Origin of the sequence: Spirosoma oryzae, assembly GCF_003002825.1 — a bacterium.
In the GTDB taxonomy this organism is placed as follows: domain Bacteria; phylum Bacteroidota; class Bacteroidia; order Cytophagales; family Spirosomataceae; genus Spirosoma; species Spirosoma oryzae.
Genome location: NZ_PVTE01000004.1, coordinates 149,413 through 168,001, shown reverse-complemented (window position 1 = coordinate 168,001; position 18,589 = coordinate 149,413). Strand labels below are relative to the sequence as shown.

Here is an 18,589-nt window from a genome sequence, read left to right as displayed (position 1 = left end):
ACGTCGCTTCCATTTACAAATGGCAACATAGGGATATTTACTCACATCGTTTATGGAAAATTCTGATATTGAAATTAATAAGCTCCTAGGAACTTGTGTCCATTGAAGTGAATTAGATGGTCTGGACTGTCTGCAATCCAGACTTCTGTTTCCCAGGCAATGTTGGTGACCCACTTCCGGAAATCCGCTTTTGTCAGGAATGCGGTCACGAAAATTAGCTCGGCCTTGCAGTTTTTCAGGAGCTTTCTAAGTTCGTAAACCCTAGTTTCAGACATAGGACCTGAACTGTGCACGGCTTCGATCAAGTACAACCAATTATTCTTCGTGCTATATGCTATTATGTCTGGCAATTCATCGTGCGATAGTTCAAAGAAATTTAACTTATTTAACTCAGCCTTTTCAATGTGAAGCATTTTGTTAGATGTGTCACCAATATAAAGCACGCAGCAATCACTACCGAAGCGTGGTAAAAACTGTTCGATAACAGCTTTTTGTAGTACGTTGTGCTCGCCCAGAGAAAGCGTGAGTGGCTTGCCATCTGGTAGAGTTACAGGTATCTTCTCTATGTTTCTCTTTCGTTCGAGTAATTCAGCAAGTGAGGGTTTTTTACTATTAAAATCCAATAAAGCATCTATCCAGTTTTCAGTTTTGTACTGAACTACTAGATTTTTAAAATCTGTATGCAGCGCATACCCTCGCGTTGGGTCGTTAGTGGGAGCGCTCGATTTATCACCACTGTTTACGATAAGCTCTGCAACCACTAATAATTTTAGATCTTTTCTACGTATATTATCGTACGAGCCATGCGATATGCTTTCTTCGAAATGTTTGTTGATGAATGTAATAATTTGCCGGGTTTGTAAATGCGTATCATCGGAAGCAGTCGTCCAGTCGTGCGTAACATTTGCTACTGCTAGAAATGCTTCGGCCATCTTCTCTAAACCACGCTCGCTCTTGGTATTGACGGGAACCCCAACATTCTCGAGTATGTCGAGTGCTTCATTTATTATATCCTGAACGGCAGTGGATTTTGTACTCCTAGAGATATACTTTTTCATATAGGAAACAACGTTAATACATTGTTGGGAAGTAACTCGCTTCTGACTATTTCTCCGGGCGAGTATACCTCTTCTGTATTAAAACATTCTTTTAACGATAGAGCAAGCTTATAAGCTAAGAGGGGAGGGACAGCATTACCAATTTGATTGAATTTTTGCGTTTCATTTCCTTCAAATTCAAACCAGTCTGGAAAGCTTTGTAGTCTCGCAGCCTCACGATGTATCAAACGTCTTCGTCGTCCATCTTTAAGCTTAACACGTTGCATATCCCCTGTAGCTCCTGCAAGATTACGGCATGTTAACGTTCTCGCAGGTCTATTAGGATATAAGTCTCTGGGGTTGGCGCAGGCAGATGCTTTCTCATAATTAGCTATATACCGATCCATTGACTCGTTAAGGAACTTGCTTCCCGGTGGTGTGGTATACATATAGTCACCTATAGCTTCATCAACCGTAACTTTTGATGATTCAGGTTTAGGAAATTTAAACTTGGCTCTATGGCCAAATACAAATAATCGCTGTCTATTTTGAGGAACGCCAAAATTGACAGCGTTCAATAACCTATAATCTATGATATAATCAAGCTTACGCAACTCGTTAATAATTAGCTCAAAATACCATTTATTAGCGTAGAGTAACCCTCGTACATTTTCAAACATGAAAACTTTAGGGTTTAATCGTCTTACGGCATCAATAAAAATAGGAAAACCATCTCGTGCATCATCTATACCCTTTTGATGACCACCTACGCTGAATGGCTGGCAGGGCGGGCCACCAATAACTACTTGAGCGTCGGGATAATCAAAGCCAATATCAAGTTTCGTTGTATGACAATTACCTTTTAGATTACGGTTATACGTCTCTACTGCGGCTTTATCCATTTCATAGCCGATTGTTTTATAGCCGGCTGCCTCAAAGCCAAGTGACAGACCACCACAACCAGCAAATAAATCAAGTACAACAGCTTGCTCCGTGATATTAGGTTTAAGTGTTTCGTTAATATTCTTTACGTAGGTCATATCCTTTCAATAAGCTCAAAAATACCGAAAACTGATCAGCTTCAATTCTATACTATTCTCCAATCTTGTAAAAAAATATACTCTCCGTCACAGGTAAGCTGGATGCCAAGGTACTGATAAATCAGGTGTCTGCTTTGCTAACCGGATTTCAAAACGGCGTTTACCTTGTTAGATCGTACCTCCCCACGCATTTGTTTTGTTTGTTTTATTGTCGCTCTGATAGCTGAATCGAACGATCACCTGCTGCTCGTCGGCTTCATCGATGGGAAGATCGAGCAGGGGCGGGTTGGTCAGTTCATCGATGTTAACAACGGGGTTTGGTGCGCCGGCCTGCTGTGCGGCTTCCGTCGCGTACAGCTTCGCCGTCTGATGAATCAGTGACAGACGCGAGTGCATGGAAGAGCCGGTTCGGGCGGTAGTCTGCATCAACTGGTTCAGGCGTGCGGTAAATGCCCCAATCGGTATCGATACGGTGAGCCATCGCTCGTGGGGTGAATGCGTGTTCATAGCGGCTCAACGCAAAAGGTTGCCTGCGGGTTTGCGCCGGAGCGCGACTACGCCGACGGGGCGGAAGTTACTACCTAAATAAGCCTTGTCTGCCGATTGGTATACATATTGATGTAACTGTGGTATGTACACTTGCGTCTCAAAACGGTATGTACACTCAGTATGGTCATTATTAAAAAAAAGAATATATTAAGTAAGTAGTATTATTTGCTCGATTTTATATGGCCTAATTGTGGTTATATAAAAGATCATATAGTTACTTTTGTGAATCGTAGGTGGTGGCCGATAACCCGATTGCATAGCTGGCTGCCAAAGACAGTCAGGTGGATCGACTGAACATATGAGAAACGGGTATCGACGGCTTTGCAGAACAGGAATAAAGGGCAGTCGGCGGATAAAACGAGCGAGTAGCTGTAGTTTGCTGCTGGCTCTTTTGTGTTTATGCGGTGTCTGCCAGGCCCAGATTGGCGTAAAACCCGTTGCCCGGCGGGGGATAGCCGATTTGCGGAAAGTTGATGTCGATGCACAGAAAACGGCCCTGACCGGTGAATGGAAATGGTACTGGCACCAGCTTCTGAAGCCGGGTCAGACAGCGCCGTCGTTTGAGTATATTCAGTTTCCGAAATTATGGTCGGCTAGTCAGTGGAAAGGTAAGCCGGTACCCAGTCAGGGCTACGCGACCTACGCCCTGACGATTCTGTTGCCCCCGCATAGCGAACGGATGGGACTGGAATTACCCGCCCAGTACACCTCGTACCAGCTGTTCGTCAATGGCGAAGAAATCACGGAAGACGGACAGCCCGGCACTACCCGCAGCACCACCACGCCCTACTGGTCGACGCAGCTCGTCCTGTTGCCGGAAGCTGACACACTACAGGTGCTGCTCCAGATTGCCAACTTCGAGCACTACAAAGGAGGACCAAATTTGCCCCCCCGCATTGGGAACCTCAATCGACTTCGGGGGGAGCGTTATACCGCGCTGGCACTCGACATTCTGCTGACGGGCTGTCTGCTGATGAGCGGTCTGTTTTTCCTGGGCCTGTTCAGTTTCAACCGGTACGATCGGTCGATGCTTTATTTCGGGCTGTTCTGCCTGCTGTATAACTACCGGATTATCGGGGCCGACACCTACGCGCTGCACGTATTGTTCACGAATATACCGTGGGCAATCACGAGCCGACTGGAATACGGGTCGCTGTATCTGGCCATCGCTACGTTCGCGCTGTACACGAAGGCGCTCTACCCGAAAGATATTCATCCCTGGATTATCCGATTGGTTTGGGGGCTGTGCTTTGCCTTCACGGCTACGCTGGCATTCTCGCCGTTGTTTTTCACCCGGTTCATGGCTTACTTCATGTGGCTATCGGTGGGATGCATCGGCTACGTGGCTTACATCTACTGGCTGGCCGCCCGTCGTCGGCGACCGGGGGCGACGTACTCCCTGCTGAGTACGGGGGTGCTGATGATTGTCTTCTCGCTGGTTCTCGGCGACTACCTGACGCTGATCGAGGCACCCCGACTACTGCTGACAACGGGCTACATGACGTTCTTCTTTTTTCAGTCGCTGGTGCTCTCGTACCGGTTTGGCTTTATCATCAACGAAGCACGGCATACCGAAAAGCAGTTTCTGGCGAATATGAGTCACGAAATCCGGACGCCACTGAATGCGATTCTGGGCTTTTCGACCATGCTGGAAACAACCCCGCTGAACACCGAACAGCAGGAAGCGGTCGGCTTTATCCGGTCGGCGGGTCGTAACCTGCTTACGATTGTCAACGATATCCTCGACATTTCCAAAATCGAAGCGGGTATGCTGTCGCTGGAGTCGATTCCGTTTAGCCTGACGGCGCTGGTCGATTCATTGCGGACGATGATGAGCCCGATTGCGGCTGAAAAAGAGTTACAACTGATCGTTGAAACCGACCCCGACTTGCCTGCTGTCGTGCAGGGCGATCCAACCCGGCTAACGCAAGTATTGCTGAACCTGTTGAGCAACGCCATCAAGTTTACCAAGAAGGGAAGCGTGACTGTACGGATTCTGCTGAACAGCGAAACCGAAGAAAATGTACGGGTGCGTATGATTGTGCAGGACACCGGTATCGGCATGGACAGCGACGCGCTGCCGTACATCTTTGAACGTTTTCGGCAGGCCAGCGATTTTACGACGCGCTATTACGGTGGTACGGGGCTTGGACTAAACATCGTTCGGTCGCTGGTCGAAATGCAGGGCGGCTGGATAAACGTTACCAGCAAACTAGGCGAGGGATCATGCTTTACGCTGGAAATTCCGTACCAGAAAACAGATGATCAACAGGCTTCGGTCAGCAACTGGGCGGAGAGCGCACCGGAAGCTGACAATCAGCCGCTGTCCATTCTGATTGCGGAAGATAACCTGATGAATCAGAAGCTGGCGTTGCAGGTACTGAAGCGGCTCGGCCATGTCGGAACGGTTGCCGAAAACGGGCAGCAGGCAATCGACATACTGCGGAAGCAGTCGTTCGATCTGGTGTTGATGGATATTCAGATGCCGGTCATGGATGGCTATACAACGACACAGCACATCCGGCAGACCCTACGCAGTAAAGTGCCGATTATTGCGATGACCGCCCATGCCCTGGCCAGTGAGCGGGAGCGCTGTTTGCAGGCAGGCATGAACGATTTTATGCCAAAACCGTTTCAGATTAACGAACTACAGCGGGTTATTCGCAAGTATGCACCCAGTCCGATGCTGGCTGTCCCGACGGCAATACCAGCGCCCCCCGCTCCAATCGTTACTATGCAGTCAACCGATTTCTCTTTCGACCAACTCGTACACATACTTGACGACGACCTGACGTTTGCCTTCGAACTGCTTGACCTGTATCTGGTCCAGACGCCCGGCGAGCTTGACCAGATTCGGCAGGCGTTGCAACAACAGGATACAAAGACCATAAAAGGAATTCTGCACGCGCAGAAGGGACCCATTCAGACGCTCGGCCTGACCAGGGTTGTCGAACAGAATCTGCGGCTGGAAACCTTACTGCTGGCGGGCAGCGATGTGTCAGCCGTTCGTACGCTTGTCGAGGAGTATGTTGCTATGCTTGACGCCGAGTTGGTCGTTATTGACACCAGCCTTCAGGCGAAACGGGCGCACGCAGCAAACGAATAAAATCGTAGGTTTGGTAGACAACACTCAACTCCTATGCGTTTCTTATCGACCCTGTTTATCCTGCTGCTGACAGCTAGTCTCCCCTTTGCCCAAACGCCGGACCCGGCGGTAGAAAAACAAAAATTCGTGCTGCTCAACAACGGCGCGACAGTGGGCATGGTGATCAAATCGGTGATAAAAGCCGACACCAAACGACTGAGTCTGACTGAACAGCAGGTACCCAAAGCCCGACAAATCATTACCGACGCAACGGTCAAGTTCAACGAAGGCGTTCGAAAGCTCAAAGCGTCGGGGATGAACCAGAAGAAGCTGCGCGGGCTGGCCGTCGACGTCGAAACGGGTAAACTGCTGGCGTACAAAACGATTCTGACGCCCCAACAATACAGCATTCTGCTGGCGCAGCACAAAAAGCTATATCCCGAAAGCAAAGTCTAGCGGTTACCGTCCGGGTGTTCCGAAACTGAACGGATTACGGCCAACTGGTGGTTTACCATGCATGCAGTTGTTTCGCGTTGCCCGGCATACCATTTCGGTACTGACCTTCTGTTGCCTACTCAGTAGCCTGCTGGCCCTGCGCCCGGCTGTCGCTCCGCGTGAACGGACGGTGGTATTCACCTACAAGGCGTTGATTCCGTCGAAGCAGGTGCCGACCGATCTTTGGTTACCGATTCCGCACGATAGTCCGTTTCAGCGCATTACCGATCTGACGATCAGTTCACCAGCTCCGTATCGCATCGATACAGGTGCGTACGGCAATCGGATGCTGCACGTGCGTGTTTCGGCAAAGGCAGATACCGGTGGCATGGTGACGGTTCGGTTTACGGCACGGCGGCTGGAACATAGTCAACCAACGACGCCACAGCCCGGCCACCAGCCGATCAGCAATGCCGAACGCAGGCAATGGCTGCAACCCGACCGGCTCGTTCCCATCGACGGAAAAGTTAAGCAGTGGGCCAATGAGGTCGTAACGAAGGCCAACGCCCGAACCGACCTAGCGAAGGCGCGGGCCATCTACAACCACGTTATCAGTACCGTTCACTACGACAAGTCGGGGACGGGCTGGGGGCGGGGCGACATCTACTACGCCTGCGACGCCCGGCGTGGTAACTGTACGGACTTCCACGCCATCTTTATAGGCTATTGCCGGGCCGTGAACATTCCGGCCCGCTTCGCCATCGGCGTGTCGTTGCCCACCGATCGGCCGGAAGGGCAGATCAGCGGCTATCACTGCTGGGCGGAGTGTTACCTGAACGGCGTTGGCTGGGTACCGATCGACGCGTCGGAAGCGGCCAAGAACCCGGCCAAACGCGATTACTTCTTTGGTACGCACGACGAGAATCGCATCGAATTCAGCGTCGGTCGCGACCTGCGTCTGTATGCTGGTCAGGCTGAGCCGCTCAACTTTTTTGTATACCCCTACGCCGAAGTGGCGGGGCAGCCGCTGGCGGGCGTGCAGAGCGTGTTCACGTATCGCCAGTTGTAATCTTTCTGTGAAATTGGTGGGTATGGGTTAGTCGTCTGCCGGAGGTTTACGGGGGTTACCTTACTTTTGGGCTACCTGCACAAAGCCGGTACGTTACTCAACCCTACCACTATGCGTGTTTTCTTCTGGCTGCTGGCGCTGCTGCTGGCCCAACAGACGTCGGCTCAATCGCCGGCTGGCTCTATGCGAATCGCTTCCTACAACCTTCGGTACAATACCCCCAGCGACGGCGAAAACGCCTGGCCAAACCGAAGCGAGATGGTTAAGAATCTGATTCGTTACCACAAAATCGACCTGTTCGGTACGCAGGAAGGGTTACGGGGTCAACTGACAGACATCGCGCAACTACCGGGCTGGGCATTCGTCGGGAAAGGACGCGACGACGGCAAGGAAGCGGGCGAACATTCGGCCATCTTCTACCGCAAAGACCGCTTCACCCTGCTCGATACGGGCGATTTCTGGCTGAGCGAAACCCCCGATAAGCCCGGCAAAGGCTGGGATGCTACCTGCTGCAACCGTATCTGTACCTGGGCTAAACTTCGCGACAAAGAGACGAAGAAGGAATTCTACTTCTTCAGTGCCCACTTCGATCACCAGGGCGTCGAAGCCCGGCGGCAGTCGGGTCGGCTTATGGTCGAGCAGATAAAGGCAATCGCCAAAAATTCACCCGTCGTATTCGTTGGCGACCTTAACTCAACGCCCGATACCGAGCAGGTTAAAACCATTCAAACGCTGTTGCAGGATGCGTATCAGGTGACGGCCGAGCCACCCTACGGCCCGGTCGGTACATTCAGTGGCTTTAAGTCGGATGCCCCGCTTAAAGACCGGATCGATTACGTGTTCGTCAGCAAAGGCGTCAAGGTGTTGTCGTATGCTGCCTTGACCGACCGGCTCGACCAGCGCTTCCCATCCGATCACCTGCCCGTGGTGGTCGACGCGGTTATTCAGTAAAGCCTTGCTTGGTTTTCTCCTGTACTAACTCAGTCATTACCAGCAAACAATAGCTGGTAATGACCGCTTTATGCCATTCGTCGGAAAGGAAATATGGCGTATGTCGCCTACGATCAGACGTTGCTTGACAGTCACGGAAAACGACGTCGAAAGAATCGCGCGTACCGGAGGGGAGCAACGGGCAATGGAAAAATCAGCGACGTAACGGCCCTGGCGAATCCGAAAAATTTGGGGCTGGCGCAGTCGAAGTAAAGTTCGTGCAAAATACCCTCACCCCAACCGACCCGTCGGACCGCCCCTCTCCCAAAACGGGAGAGGGGCGCTTTGCTGTGTAGCCCAGACCTCCCGGTCTGGAGGCCGTTAGGCCAAGAGAACTTCCTGCTGAACCAATTGGCCTGACGGTCACCAGACCAAGAGGTCTGGGCTACACAGTGCCGAATAGATTCGTATTCAAAAAAGCGTTGCGGAACTTGCCCTTCGGATCGTATTGCGTGGCTAGCTGCCGGAAGGCGGGCATCTTTTCGTAGAGCGACTCAAGCCGTGACGGGGCCATCGTGAAGAGTTTACCCCAGTGCGGCCGGGCCTGAAACGGTGCCAACTCCTGCTCGATAACGGGCAGCAATTGCTTGACAGCGGGCCACTCCGGTTTCCACGTAAAGTGAATCGCTACGCTGGGTTGTTTGTAGCACGGACTCATCCACAGGTCGTCGCCGTCGATAGCGCGGATTTCGGAGATGAGCAGGTGCGGATTTATCCGCTTTTTCAATCGTTCGACCGCCAGAATAGCGTCGACGGCATGCTTGCGGGGGACGAAATACTCCGACTGTAGCTCTTTCCCACTACTGGGCGTGAAACCCATTTTGAAGTGCGGCATTCGCTCGTACCACGGCCCGGCAACGCCAAGCTGATCGGTGCAGTTTTCGGCCGAAATACCCACGATCGGATGCAGGTTTTTCGTGGCTGGTGTTGCGCCGTAGAAGTCCGTTTTGGGGGGCGCTTCGTCGGACCGGCTCTTGACCCACACTTCGCTTACTTTATCGTCGAGCCAGTTGGTGAAGAGACTGACGCTGTAGCCGCTGCTCATAATCGCGTCGAAATGGTCTTTCAACTGCGCCAGTGGCAGGTTCTCGTACACGTTCTGACGCATGGTAAACGTCGGCTGTACGGCCAGCGTGACGCGCGTCACGACACCCAGCGCACCCAGGTGCACGACGGCGGCCCGGAACGCATCGCCATCACGATCGGCGGAGAGTGTGTGTTTCTCGCCATTGGCGTCAATCAACTCCAGTCCCCGTACCGCCGTCGACAGGTTCCCATTTTTCATGCCCGACCCGTGCGTCGCGGTGCCAATGGCCCCGGCTACTGAAATGTGCGGCAATGATGCGAGGTTATGAAGGGCAAAACCTTTGTCGTCGAGGTACGGTGCCAGCTGCCCATACTTCATGCTGCCGTCGACGGTAACGGTTTTGGCGGTAGTGTCCAGCGAAACAACCTCATCCATCGGCATCAGCGACAGAAACTGATCGGTGCTGTCGGCAATGGTGTTGAAGCAATGACGCGTACCCAGCACTTTCAGCTTCGGATATTTCTTGACCAGTTCCTGTACGTTGGCAACCGATTGACATTCGACTAGTTTGTCGGTGCTGTATGTCAGATTGCCCGCCCAGTTTTTGAATTTTTCACCGGGTACGAGACCCTCGAACGGTTTGAGAAGGGGAGTGGCAAGCATCGCCGACGATAGTTTGAGAAAGGTACGTTTTTGCATACGGCCGTAGGTTAAGGGGTGGTAAGTCAACTGCTTACCCGCCTGACCTGAAAAGCCTGTCTGCCGTACGCTATACTGTGTTTGACTCAGTGGTATCAGGTCCCCGACCTGACACATTCCTAGATGAAGTATTTGACTGACGCAAGTGTGTCAGGTCGGGGACCTGACACCACTGAGCTTTTGTAGCCGGCGACCATAAGATTAACCCGCAAATTGTTTGACCAGGCCTTCCAGCGTTTGCAGTGGCTGAACACCCGACTGACGCCAGACGATCTTGCCGCCTTTAAACATAATCATGGTCGGAATACTGCGAATCTGGTATTGGTTGGCGGCTTTCTGCGCCTTGTCGACGTTTATTTTCACGACGCGCACTTTATCGCCGGCGCGGTCGGTGAGTTGTTTCAGGATAGGGGCCTGCTGCTTGCAGGGACCACACCAGTCGGCGTAAAAATCGACCAGTACGGGTTTATCGCCTTTGATAATATCGCTGAATGATTCGGTTGGCTGGCTCATAGGTGCTTGTGTTTACAAACCAATGGTGGTTCTTTGTATAAAACAATGTAGAGCTGACAACGGTTCGAGCCGGGTCGGTCAGTACGCCATACACCCATGTATACACGCCTTCTTCTCACGATCGGTTGCCTGTGGTGGGCGGGTTCGGTCAGCGCACAGACTTCGTTCGCCGATCAGATTGCCCGGCACCGCGATACCTATCGGAAGGAATTTCTGACGTCGACCAGCAGCCCGCTCCAGTCGCAGGAAGCAGTCGACAAGCTTACGTTCTACGTCCCGGATTCTACGTATCGGGTCGTGGCGGAGGTTGCGCGCATCGAAAAGGCCGAGCCGTTCGACATGCCGACCTACAGCGGTAAAAAGCAGCCGTACGTCGCCTATGCTACGGTATCGTTTACGCTACATGGTCAGCCACAACAGCTGACCATCTACCGCAGCCTCAATCTGCAACGGATGCCCGAATACCGCGACTACCTGTTTCTCCCTTTCAAAGACGCGACATCGGGCAAGGAAACGTACGGCGGTGGCCGTTACCTCGACCTACGGCTGGGCGAGATTAAAGACGGTCGCCTGACGCTCGATTTCAATAAAGCCTACAACCCCTATTGCGCCTACGCCGACGGTTATTCATGCCCTATCCCACCTAAAGGCAACATCCTGCCAGTCGCCATCGAAGTGGGGGAGAAGGCGTACGAGCATTGACGGTATACGGTATTCAGTTCACGGTTTACAGTTTTCGCTGGTCGGCTTGCAGTGAATAAAGGTTTGCCTTCATGGGGTTCAATGGTCTTAGTGTGGCCGTAACTAATCCTACTGGCTCAGCCAGCAAGGACACTGGCTGGAACAGATTTGATACGCCGTAAACTGAATACCGTAAACCGAAAACCGTATACCACCCTAATATCCCCACGCCAGCATACCCCCGTCGACGGAAAGCGTATGGCCGGTGATGTACGACGAAGCCGGCATGCTTAGAAACGATACGGCCGACGCGACCTCAACGGCTTCCCCGACTCGCTTCATCGGTGTACGACTCAGGATGCCCGCCAGCTTATCGGGATTGGTCAGGACGGGTTGCGCCAGGGGGGTGTTGATGTACCAGGGCGCTACCGCGTTGACCCGGATACCGTCGGCAGCCCACTCGACAGACAGGTTGCGGGTGAGTTGTAGCATGGCGGCTTTGCTCATGCCGTAGAGCGATCCACTGCTCGTATGCGTCAGCGCCGATACCGACGAAACCATCACGATGCGCCCGTTGCCCGATGCTTTCAGTAGCGGATAAGCCGCCTGACAGAGTTCATAAGCCGACCGCAAGTTGGTGGTCAGGATGTGTTCGTATTCGGCAGCGCTGTAATCGACAGTGGGCTTGCGAACATTAGTGCCGGTGTTATTGACCAGAATATCCAGTCCGTTCCAGGCAGTGGTTACGGCGTCGATGATATGCCGGGCCGCATCGGGCTTCCCCAGGTCGACAGATAATCCGTCGACGGTATGACCCTGCTGGCGGTACGCAGCGAGCTGACGCTGAAGCAGCTCGTTGTCGCGGGCGACGATGAATACGGATGCGCCCAGATCGAGAAATTGCCGGACGATTGCTTCGCCGATACCTTTGGTGCCTCCCGTAACGAGAGCGCGCTGGCCGCTCAACGACCAGAGTGACGGTTGGGTAGATGGAATTGGGTTCATGATAAGTCAACACGGTTTTACCGCTCAGTATCCTGTTTCGACCAAATAAAAAAGAGAATTGGCGTTTCACCGCACTGTTCGTAGCTTACAAGGTTCATTAACAGCATAAGCTATGATAAAACCCACCGGGCTGCTGGTCGGGCTCTGCCTGTCGGCGGGGGCCCTGCTGGCGCAGAACAAACCCAAACCGGAAGACGTACACACCTTCACGCTGAAAAACGGCATGAAGTTCATGGTCCTGGAAGACCATTCGATTCCCAACGCCAACTTCTACACCTTCTGGAAAGTCGGCTCGCGTAATGAAGTGCATGGCATCACCGGCCTATCGCACTTCTTCGAACACATGATGTTCAACGGTGCCAAAAAATACGGCCCCAAGCAGTTCGACCGGGTGATGGAGGCCAACGGCGGCTCGAACAATGCCTACACCACCGAAAACAACACGGTCTATACCGACTGGTTTCAAAGCGGGGCGCTGGAAACGATCTTCGACCTCGAAGCCGACCGCATCCGTGACCTGGCGATCGATCCGAAAATGGTCGAGAGTGAGCGCGGGGTTGTGCTGTCGGAGCGGAGTACGGGGCTGGAAAACTCGAATTACCGACTACTGGGCGAACTCGTGCAGTCGACGGCTTTTACCGAGCACCCGTACATGTTTCCGGTTATCGGGTTCGAGTCGGACATCAAACGCTGGACGCAGGCCGATCTGGAACGGTATTTCAAAACCTACTACTCGCCCAATAACGCGGTGGCGGTGATCGTCGGCGACGTGACACCGGCGCAGGTCGAGAAGCTGGCTAAACAATATATCGAACCGATTCCGGCGCAGAAACTACCCGACAGCCTGCGTACGGTCGAACCCCCGCAGAACGGCGAACGGCGCGTAACGACCTACAAAGACATCGCCACGCCCAACGTCATGCTGGCCTATCACGTCCCTGCGACCAGTCACCCCGACTATTACGCGCTCGATCTGTTGAGTGGCGTACTGAGTTCGGGTAATTCCTCGCGGCTGATCAAATCGCTGGTACTCGATTCCACGATTGCGTCGCGTGTATCGTCGAACATGGAAATTGCGCTCGATCCCACGCTGTTCAGCATCTATGCAATTGCCGCCAGCAATGTGTCGGCGGAGCAGCTCGAACGCGCGGTCGAGCATCAGATCGAAAAGATCGTCACAAGCGGCATTACCGACGTCGAACTACAGAAGCTGAAGAATCAGAAGCTGATGGAGTTCTACCACACGATGGAAACCATCAACGGCAAAGCCAACTCGTTGGGTACCTATGAACTGTATTTCGGTGATTACAAAAAGCTGTACGAAGCACCGTCGCTCTACGAAAAAGTAACCAAAGAAGACGTGCAGCGCGTTGCCAAAACGTACCTCACCATGCGCAACCGCACCGTGGGTTATCTGTTACCGGAAACGAAAAAAGTTGCCGGCGCGAATTGAGTAGTTAAACACAGAGGAGCGGAGATTTCACGGAGAAAACAGAGTGCCTTTGTGGGCTCTGTGAAATTCTCTGTTGTCTCTGTGTTTAATTCATCTATCGATCAACATGAAGAAATTTCTCATACTCGTTACTACCCTGCTGATCGCAGGATTGGCGCAGGCACAAACGTTTAAGGTGCCGCCCTTTCAAAAATTCACCCTCAAAAACGGGCTGACCGTCTACCTGATGGAGCAGCACGAAGTACCACTTATCAACGTGTCGACGGTATTCGATGCCGGGGCGGTTGAGGACGGTACGCGCTACGGGCTGGCTAATATGACCGCCGACGCCCTGCTGTTTGGCAGTTCGCGCTATACCAAAGAGCAGCTGGAAGCCAAAACGGAATACGTCGGTGCCAGCATCGAAACGTATGGCGGCAAGGAGGTGGCCAAACTGACGGCTTCGTTTGCGGTCAAAGATCAGGATCTGCTGTTCGACATTATCCAGGACGTGCTGACCAAACCGACCTTCAACCAGACTGAGTTCGACAAGTATAAACAGCGGCTGTTGCTTCAGCTGACGCAGCAGAAGGAAAGCCCCCGGTCGGTCATTGGCGCGTATTTCGGCCGGTTCGTTTACGGGGATAATCCGTATGCCAACCCGATTTCGGGCACGCCTGCATCGGTATCGGCGATTTCGGCGAACGACGTGCGGCAGTTCTACCAGAAAAATTACACCACCGACCGGGCTGCTATCGCTATCGTGGGTGATTTCAACACGGCTGCGATGAAGAAGCGCGTAACCGACCTGTTCAGCAACTGGAAAACGGCGAAGGCAACGGCACCCCGGTTGGGCGAGCCGACGCTGAGCTTTACCAGTCCGCGCGTGCTGCTGGTCAACAAAGACGACGCCCGCGAAACCACGTTCGTTATCGGCGGAAAAGGGATCAAGCAGAGTAACCCCGATTTTATCCCTGTCACGGTGGTCAACACGATTCTGGGCGGGCGATTCACGTCGTGGCTCAACGATGCGCTGCGGGTAAACTCGGGCCTGACTTACGGGGCCAGCAGCCGGTTTGCGACGTACCGGAACAGTGGTACGTTCGTGGTGTCGACGTTTACCAAGAACAGCAGCACGATCCCCGCCATCGACCTGGCCGTGCATGTACTCGACAGTCTGCATCGCACCGGTATCGATGAGAAGACGCTGGCATCGGCCAAGAACTACGTCAAAGCTGATTTTCCGCCCCGCTACGAATCGGCGTCGGCGCTGGCTAATCTGCTGACGGATATGTTCAGCATGGGCTACGACGAATCGTTTATCAACAATTTTCAGAAGAACGTCGACGGATTGACCGTGGCCCGGACGCGTCAGATCATCGACACGTACTTCCCTGCCAAAAATCTACAGTTCGTGCTCATTGGTAAAGCCGCCGACATTCGGGATAAGGTCAAAAAGTACGGGACCGTTACGGAGAAAGAAATCAAGGCGGAAGGTTTCTAAGTCATCTTTTGTGACTGTCCGGTTACCGTTTACGAACCCGTTTATACCGCTCAATCAATAAACATAGGACGGACTAAGGGGGCTATATACGTTTGACCAACTGGTATATAGTGGGTAACCACCCCTGGCTTACCGGGTAACGAGGTAGTCTTTCCGTTGCTATTCCACCTGTTCAATTGCGCAGCCCCGACTATTCGGGGCTGTTTTTTTGGGTGATTCCCCTACCTTTGTCCCGAGTTATCGGTGCCTGATGTCGCTTCATGGCGGCCTTCACGGCTTAAAAGGGAAGTCGGTGCAGAACCGACGCTGTCCCCGCAACTGTAAGTCTGTATTAACCCGGTTCACACTGCATGACCACTGCCTGCGGGCGGGAAGGTCCGAATCGGGATGACGAGCCAGGAGACCTGCCGATGACCATCCGCTGCCGAATCGTTCGGAGGAAACGGCCCGGTCGCGTGCTGACGCAAACACGCACGAGAACTAAATCTGATTGTGAAAACCCACGGAGGTTTTTTGGGGGCTATTGGGCTTTCGCTGCTGGCTGGCTGGTCTGTGGGTGCGCTGGCGCAAACGACCACATCCGTATCCGACTCCGCTGTGTCGTTGTCGGCGGTAACGGTGCGGGCGATTGCACCCGAACGATTTCTGGCGGGGCAAAAACTACAGCGGATCGACTCGACGACCTTGCTCCAGTTCCGGTTTAGTACCATCACCGACCTGCTGACCTATAACACACCACTGGCGTTCAGAAGTTACGGCCCCGGTCAACTGGCTACGGTCGCCTTTCGGGGGACGTCGGCCAATCACACGGCAGTGCTCTGGAACGGTATCAACATCAATCAGCCAAACCTCGGCCAAACTGACTTTTCGACCGTTCCCGTAGCCGGGTTCGACAAACTGGCTGTGCAGTACGGGTCGGGGGCCAGTGCCATCGGCTCGGATGCCGTGGGTGGTAGCATTCTGCTGGGGAGTCAGGCCGACTGGCAAACGCGGCTAGGCGTGACGGTGGGGCAGCAACTGGCTTCGTTCCGCAACAAGCAAACGCAACTGGGCCTTCGCTACAGCAGTGCGCCGGGGGCAGCCTGGCAGGTGTCGGGTCGGACATACCTCTACCGCAGTCAGCTCAATAACGACTACCCGTACCGCGAATTCCGCAATTACTTCGTCGATCAGGCAACGACAGCCCAGCGGGGGCTGGTGCAGGACTTGTACGTGCAGCACCGGAACGGTCGGCAGCTGTCGGTCAACGCCTGGCTGACAGATAATGATTTGATACTGAGTCCGCAGGATACTGTCGCGCGGGAGCGAACCCGAACGCAGTCGTCGCGCTTACTGACGACTTATGCCGCCGGGACCATGACAATGCGGCTGGGCTGGATTCGCGACCTGATGGATTACGCCAAAAGTGATTTTACGAATCCCAGTCATACCGAAACCGACCGGTTTATCGGCCGTGTCGAGCGCGAGTTTCGGCTGTGGCCCGGCCTGAGCAGGGTAACGGTAAACCTGCGAACCGGCGGAGAGTGGTCGCACTACCGCACCCGAACGGATGGCTACGGTGGGCAACTGATTACCGAAAACCGGCAGGATGTGTACGCACTACTTCGCCTGCAAACGGAACGCTGGCTGGTGTCGGCTAATATCCGGCAGGCGTTCGTGACCCGCTTCAATCCACCGCTGACGCCGTCGCTGGGCGCTGAATACAAACTAATGCAACGCGCGCAGACGACGCTGACGGCGAAAGCGTCGATCGGACGCAGCTATCGGGTGCCGACGCTGAACGAACGCTACTGGGTCGAACTGGGCGATCCGAATTTAAAACCCGAATCGGGCGTCAACCTGGAAGGCGGTTTAGCACTGACCAGCGCGCTGACACCCACGCTGACTCTAACCACCGATCTGACCGCTTATCGTAACCGGGTCGACAACTGGGTACTGTGGAACCCGGCGACCGATTATCACGTCGAAAACCTGCAACTGGTTGTGGCGCGGGGGGGCGAACTGGCCAGCACACTTACCTATACACAGGCGGGCTGGCAGGCCGGGGTACGGTTGGGCTACGCGCTGACACGTACCTCACAGGAACGCGCATACGATCGCTACGCCCGCGACGTTCTGGGTAAGCAGTTGCCCTACGTACCAGTACATACGGGGACGCTCAACGCTTGGGTGCAGCGGGGACGGTCGCGGCTGTCGGTGCAGATGCAGACAAGTTCGCGCCGGTATATCACCGCCGATAACACGCAGTATTTTCGGGGCGTACTACTGGCCAACCTGCTGGCTGAAACGCAGATACGGGTAGCCAAAGCCGCTTTCCGGTTACAGGGTCAAGTCAATAACCTGTTCGACGCGCTGTTCATCAGCGTACGGCGCAACGCCATGCCGGGTCGTAGCGTCGCCATCAATGTTCTTTTTTCATTACCAGCCAATCACCCATGAACAAACACATTACAACCGGACTCGTCACCAGTATACTCACGCTGAGCCTGTGGAACTGTAAAACCGCCGATCCGGAGCCATCGGTCTACGAGTCAGGTGTTTATATTGCTAATCAGGGAAATTTCCAGCAGAACAACGGGTCGGTATCGTACGTCGCAACCGGTAGTAACACTGTCCAGACGAATATCTTTAAAACGGCTAATCCCAGCCTGGACATGGCGGGCGGTGTGCAGGACCTCGCCGACGTCAACGGGAAAATGTTGATCCTGGTTGACAACGACAAGGTTGGTCAGGATAAGGTTGAGATCGTGGAAGACGGTACGTTCAAAAGTCGGGCAACGCTGAAAACGCCCGACATCGAAAACCCCCGTCGGGCAATTTACGCAGCGCCTAACAAAGCGTATGTCAGCTGCTGGGACGTGTCAGGCGACTACAGTGCTGGTACGTTTTTCAAAGACCCCGGTTATGTGGCTGTGGTCGACGTGAATTCGGGTACGGTAACGAAGAAAATCGCGGCCGTGAAGGCTGCCGAGGGTATGGTGCTCGTCGGCAGCGAAGTATTCGTCGGTAGCGTCAGTTACGGCGGTAACAATACGATGGCGATCATCAATGTCAACACCGACGAAGTCGTCCAGAAGATCGACATGGGCGGAGCGCCCGAGCCCATTGCCGTCGATGCCAATGGTAAATTGTGGGTACTGGTCGGTCAGACGATGATTTGTTACAACCCCGGTGCCCGGACCGTCGAGAAGCGTGTACCACTGAATTCGACTCCGACGAGTGTGGCCATCAGTCGCGATAAGCGGAGCTTCTATTTCTCGACGGGAAGCCGTACGTATCGTTTTGCCATCACCGATACCAGCGTTCCGACGACGGCTGTGCAGAACCGTTCGTTCAGCGCCATCGGTATCGATCCCAACACGGGTATGTTCTACGGGACGCAGAATCCGGTCAATTACACGCAGGCCGGCTACGTGATTCGCTACCAGGAAAGTGGTGCCCTGATCGATTCGATCCGCGCCGAAATTTATCCCGCGCGGTTCTTTTTCCGGTAGGCGTACGGTTTACAGTGATTCAGTATACA

The 18,589-nt window shown here is 53.6% G+C and carries 16 protein-coding genes and 1 riboswitch; of the genes, 10 read left to right on the top strand and 6 right to left on the bottom strand.

The features are described from left to right. Nucleotides 1-74: 74 nt before the first annotated feature. From CLV58_RS05975 to CLV58_RS05965, 3 genes are all read right to left on the bottom strand, one after another. On the bottom strand, nucleotides 75-1,058 hold the full coding sequence (locus CLV58_RS05975) for a BsuBI/PstI family type II restriction endonuclease (protein WP_106136873.1): 984 nt from the start codon (nucleotides 1,056-1,058) through the stop codon (nucleotides 75-77). Next, nucleotides 1,055-2,077, bottom strand: coding sequence for a DNA cytosine methyltransferase (locus CLV58_RS05970; protein WP_106136872.1), 1,023 nt, complete (start codon nucleotides 2,075-2,077; stop codon nucleotides 1,055-1,057). The genes CLV58_RS05975 and CLV58_RS05970 overlap by 4 nt, the downstream gene beginning before the upstream one ends. A gap of 168 nt (nucleotides 2,078-2,245) precedes the next feature. Continuing rightward, nucleotides 2,246-2,584, bottom strand: coding sequence for a hypothetical protein (locus tag CLV58_RS05965; RefSeq protein ID WP_106136871.1), 339 nt, complete (start codon nucleotides 2,582-2,584; stop codon nucleotides 2,246-2,248). 418 nt (nucleotides 2,585-3,002) lie between these two features. On the opposite strand from CLV58_RS05965, the gene CLV58_RS05960 reads away from it, so the two are divergent. From CLV58_RS05960 to CLV58_RS28280, 5 genes are all read left to right on the top strand, one after another. Then, the gene (locus CLV58_RS05960) at nucleotides 3,003-5,732 is read left to right on the top strand and encodes an ATP-binding protein (RefSeq protein ID WP_170108653.1); all 2,730 of its coding nucleotides are present in this window, start codon (nucleotides 3,003-3,005) and stop codon (nucleotides 5,730-5,732) included. A 33-nt stretch (nucleotides 5,733-5,765) separates the two neighbouring features. Further along, nucleotides 5,766-6,167: a hypothetical protein gene (locus CLV58_RS05955; protein ID WP_106136869.1), complete on the top strand. Its 402-nt coding sequence runs from the start codon at nucleotides 5,766-5,768 to the stop codon at nucleotides 6,165-6,167. Between the two features lie 61 nt (nucleotides 6,168-6,228). Next, nucleotides 6,229-7,215: a transglutaminase-like domain-containing protein gene (locus CLV58_RS05950; protein WP_106136868.1), complete on the top strand. Its 987-nt coding sequence runs from the start codon at nucleotides 6,229-6,231 to the stop codon at nucleotides 7,213-7,215. A 111-nt stretch (nucleotides 7,216-7,326) separates the two neighbouring features. Next, a complete protein-coding gene (locus tag CLV58_RS05945) occupies nucleotides 7,327-8,166 on the top strand; it encodes an endonuclease/exonuclease/phosphatase family protein (RefSeq protein ID WP_106137004.1) in 840 nt (279 codons plus the stop codon). Between the two features lie 93 nt (nucleotides 8,167-8,259). Continuing rightward, nucleotides 8,260-8,418, top strand: a complete 159-nt coding sequence (locus CLV58_RS28280; protein WP_170108652.1) for a hypothetical protein — start codon at nucleotides 8,260-8,262, stop codon at nucleotides 8,416-8,418. 172 nt (nucleotides 8,419-8,590) lie between these two features. On the opposite strand, the gene CLV58_RS05940 is transcribed toward CLV58_RS28280, so the two are convergent. Both CLV58_RS05940 and trxA read right to left on the bottom strand, forming a co-directional pair. Beyond that, on the bottom strand, nucleotides 8,591-9,931 hold the full coding sequence (locus CLV58_RS05940; RefSeq protein ID WP_106137003.1) for a D-arabinono-1,4-lactone oxidase: 1,341 nt from the start codon (nucleotides 9,929-9,931) through the stop codon (nucleotides 8,591-8,593). 201 nt (nucleotides 9,932-10,132) lie between these two features. Further along, entirely contained in the window at nucleotides 10,133-10,444 is a 312-nt protein-coding gene (trxA, locus tag CLV58_RS05935) for a thioredoxin (RefSeq protein ID WP_106136867.1), read from the bottom strand. A 96-nt stretch (nucleotides 10,445-10,540) separates the two neighbouring features. On the opposite strand from trxA, the gene CLV58_RS05930 reads away from it, so the two are divergent. Beyond that, complete coding sequence (locus CLV58_RS05930; RefSeq protein ID WP_106136866.1) at nucleotides 10,541-11,146, top strand: DUF1684 domain-containing protein; 606 nt, start codon at nucleotides 10,541-10,543, stop codon at nucleotides 11,144-11,146. 195 nt (nucleotides 11,147-11,341) lie between these two features. Here CLV58_RS05930 and CLV58_RS05925 read toward each other — a convergent pair whose 3' ends face one another. Further along, nucleotides 11,342-12,130 carry an SDR family oxidoreductase gene (locus CLV58_RS05925; RefSeq protein ID WP_106136865.1) on the bottom strand — a complete coding sequence of 263 codons (789 nt, stop codon included), beginning with the start codon at nucleotides 12,128-12,130 and terminating at the stop codon, nucleotides 11,342-11,344. Between the two features lie 112 nt (nucleotides 12,131-12,242). Between CLV58_RS05925 and CLV58_RS05920 the strand changes: the two genes are divergently transcribed. The 4 genes from CLV58_RS05920 (at nucleotide 12,243) to CLV58_RS05905 (ending at nucleotide 18,560) form a co-directional block, all read left to right on the top strand. Further along, a complete protein-coding gene (locus CLV58_RS05920) occupies nucleotides 12,243-13,583 on the top strand; it encodes a M16 family metallopeptidase (protein WP_106136864.1) in 1,341 nt (446 codons plus the stop codon). 106 nt (nucleotides 13,584-13,689) lie between these two features. Then, the gene (locus CLV58_RS05915) at nucleotides 13,690-15,066 is read left to right on the top strand and encodes a M16 family metallopeptidase (RefSeq protein ID WP_106136863.1); all 1,377 of its coding nucleotides are present in this window, start codon (nucleotides 13,690-13,692) and stop codon (nucleotides 15,064-15,066) included. Between the two features lie 224 nt (nucleotides 15,067-15,290). Further along, nucleotides 15,291-15,492: riboswitch (cobalamin riboswitch) on the top strand. 66 nt (nucleotides 15,493-15,558) lie between these two features. After that, the gene (locus CLV58_RS05910; protein ID WP_245882233.1) at nucleotides 15,559-17,505 is read left to right on the top strand and encodes a TonB-dependent receptor plug domain-containing protein; all 1,947 of its coding nucleotides are present in this window, start codon (nucleotides 15,559-15,561) and stop codon (nucleotides 17,503-17,505) included. Beyond that, a complete protein-coding gene (locus CLV58_RS05905) occupies nucleotides 17,502-18,560 on the top strand; it encodes a YncE family protein (RefSeq protein WP_106136861.1) in 1,059 nt (352 codons plus the stop codon). The genes CLV58_RS05910 and CLV58_RS05905 overlap by 4 nt, the downstream gene beginning before the upstream one ends. Nucleotides 18,561-18,589 lie beyond the last annotated feature (29 nt).

Bases quoted from the DNA above. Each gene is read 5' to 3' on its own strand.
- CLV58_RS05975 (WP_106136873.1), bottom strand. From the start codon at position 1,058: ATGAAAAAGTATATCTCTAGGAGTACAAAATCCACTGCCGTTCAGGAT.
- CLV58_RS05970 (WP_106136872.1), bottom strand. From the start codon at position 2,077: ATGACCTACGTAAAGAATATTAACGAAACACTTAAACCTAATATCACG.
- CLV58_RS05965 (WP_106136871.1), bottom strand. From the start codon at position 2,584: ATGAACACGCATTCACCCCACGAGCGATGGCTCACCGTATCGATACCG.
- CLV58_RS05955 (WP_106136869.1), top strand. From the start codon at position 5,766: ATGCGTTTCTTATCGACCCTGTTTATCCTGCTGCTGACAGCTAGTCTC.
- CLV58_RS05950 (WP_106136868.1), top strand. From the start codon at position 6,229: ATGCAGTTGTTTCGCGTTGCCCGGCATACCATTTCGGTACTGACCTTC.
- CLV58_RS05945 (WP_106137004.1), top strand. From the start codon at position 7,327: ATGCGTGTTTTCTTCTGGCTGCTGGCGCTGCTGCTGGCCCAACAGACG.
- CLV58_RS28280 (WP_170108652.1), top strand. From the start codon at position 8,260: ATGGCGTATGTCGCCTACGATCAGACGTTGCTTGACAGTCACGGAAAA.
- CLV58_RS05940 (WP_106137003.1), bottom strand. From the start codon at position 9,931: ATGCAAAAACGTACCTTTCTCAAACTATCGTCGGCGATGCTTGCCACT.
- trxA (WP_106136867.1), bottom strand. From the start codon at position 10,444: ATGAGCCAGCCAACCGAATCATTCAGCGATATTATCAAAGGCGATAAA.
- CLV58_RS05930 (WP_106136866.1), top strand. From the start codon at position 10,541: ATGTATACACGCCTTCTTCTCACGATCGGTTGCCTGTGGTGGGCGGGT.
- CLV58_RS05925 (WP_106136865.1), bottom strand. From the start codon at position 12,130: ATGAACCCAATTCCATCTACCCAACCGTCACTCTGGTCGTTGAGCGGC.
- CLV58_RS05920 (WP_106136864.1), top strand. From the start codon at position 12,243: ATGATAAAACCCACCGGGCTGCTGGTCGGGCTCTGCCTGTCGGCGGGG.
- CLV58_RS05915 (WP_106136863.1), top strand. From the start codon at position 13,690: ATGAAGAAATTTCTCATACTCGTTACTACCCTGCTGATCGCAGGATTG.
- CLV58_RS05905 (WP_106136861.1), top strand. From the start codon at position 17,502: ATGAACAAACACATTACAACCGGACTCGTCACCAGTATACTCACGCTG.